The sequence below is a fragment of the Mesotoga infera genome (assembly GCA_011045915.1).
Taxonomy (GTDB): Bacteria; Thermotogota; Thermotogae; order Petrotogales; family Kosmotogaceae; genus Mesotoga; species Mesotoga infera_D.
In genome coordinates, this window is sequence record DSBT01000064.1 from 1 (window position 1) to 1,781 (window position 1,781).

Sequence of the window (1,781 nt, forward strand, 5' to 3'; positions counted from 1 at the left end):
GCAGAATTCTCAGCTGGAAATGCCAGAGGAAGAACGGAGATAAAGGCGATCATGGGAGGCGCTTTCATCGGTCTAGGGATTGCACCAATAATTCTTCTTGGCTCCGCGATCGCTTTCATTTTTTTCAAGATCGTCTATTTGTTTATAGCTGCCACCCGTCTTCTGTCATTATTTGTGGAGCAGTCTTTTACACTGACTAATCTTATTATTCTCCTTGTTGAAGTCGCATTTGGGCTAATCATGGTTATTCCTGTCTGAAATCGAAAACCGGCGTGAGTCGGTTTTTTTATAAGAAGAACCTTTACCTTGAGACGTTGATTGGAATGGAGGAAAGGAAATTGAGAGAGGAAGATCTAAGAAAAGCAATAATGGAAGCATGGTCAAAGCGATTGAGGCTTTCACCAAACGTATTTGTCTCAAAAACTGAGCAACTAATACCCGACGAGAACAAAAGGAAAAAGGGTGAGATAAGCCATCTAAGTTTCGAGAAACATACAGTAGTTCTTTATGATCCAGAGCTTGAAAGAATCATGAACTCCGCCCTGAGAGAAGACGAAACTCTTGAAACTTCTTTGTTTAATTTGCTTAGGGAGTCTTTTTCACTCTCAAAGAAGACATCGATCAAGTATCTTAACCCCTCCAACTATGTTCCCTTTGATCCAGCTGTGGAGTTTGCCGTCAGGAGAATCAATCAGGGAGACAGGACGGCCTTCTACCATTTTCGGAATCAATGCACAAGGGAGGATCTTGCTGAAGGATTTGTCGAACTGAATCACGTTGCGGTTTTCGGAGCTTTCTACGGAGAAGAAATAGTGGCTGTCTCAAGCATAATTGAATGGGGAGACATAGCTGACATTGGAATAATCACAATGCCCGATTTCAGAGAGCTGGGTTTGGGAAAGGCTCTTGGCTCAAGGGCAAGTGAATGGGGAATCATTAACAAGAAGCTTATTCAGTACAGACACGATGTGCTGAATTACGGATCATTGAAAGTTTCGCGTGCGCTTGGATTTAAGGAGTACATTGTTGAGGAGGACTTCAAGTATATTGGTTAGAAAGATATAGATTGTCATTCAGGGACTCTATCAATCGGATCTCTTTCAGTCGATTAGTCATTCTTCCTTGTGATTGCAATTAGTACGTAAAGATTTATGCAAGTTATCCGTCGATTCGTAGCTTTTTTGATTTGACATGGATGATAGCAAAAGTGTAGAATCCTTTCATACCAGCGGGGAGTTGAGTAAATGATAGACTTCGGTTTTTCCGGGATAAATGCATACCCATATTATTATAACAACAGAAGCATTTGCTTGTGAGTGATAACTCCGGGTAAGTGCTTCTTGCATTTACTCCGGATGAAAGATACGAAAGGGTCTCCAATCCGGAGACCCTTTTCTTTTTCAGCAGGAATGCGGGGTGGTGAAATGGTAGTCGTTCTTAAGAGAGGTAGCGGTGAAGAGGGAATTAAGCAAGTCGAGTTTCTTTCAGAGAGTCTGAATCTAAGTTGTCATGTTTCCAGAGGGATGGAAAGAGTTGTAATCGGTGTTATTGGAGACGACAGGTATATGTCGGTGGAACGTTTTGAGGCTCTCGAATGTGTTGAGCAGGTTGTGCGTGTTCTCAAGCCCTTCAAGCTCGTATCGAGAGAGTTTCACAGTGAGGATATCTCAGTGGAGATTGGCGATCTATCGGTAAGAGAAGGTAAATTCGTAGTCATGGCCGGTCCATGCGCGATTGAAGATCGCCCCATGATAGAAGAGAGCGCGGCCTTTCTTTCAGAA

At 42.8% G+C, this 1,781-nt stretch carries 3 protein-coding genes; all 3 read left to right on the top strand.

The window, feature by feature from the left end; genetic code table 11:
• A partial coding sequence (locus ENN47_02195; GenBank protein HDP76999.1) for a DUF4345 domain-containing protein occupies positions 1–258 on the top strand: 258 nt, incomplete at its 5' end.
• 80 nt (positions 259–338) lie between these two features.
• Positions 339–1,055 (top strand): N-acetyltransferase, encoded by a 717-nt coding sequence (locus ENN47_02200; protein ID HDP77000.1) that lies wholly within the window; start codon positions 339–341, stop codon positions 1,053–1,055.
• 369 nt (positions 1,056–1,424) lie between these two features.
• Positions 1,425–1,781 (top strand): 3-deoxy-7-phosphoheptulonate synthase (locus ENN47_02205; GenBank protein ID HDP77001.1); only part of this gene is annotated, 357 nt, incomplete at its 3' end.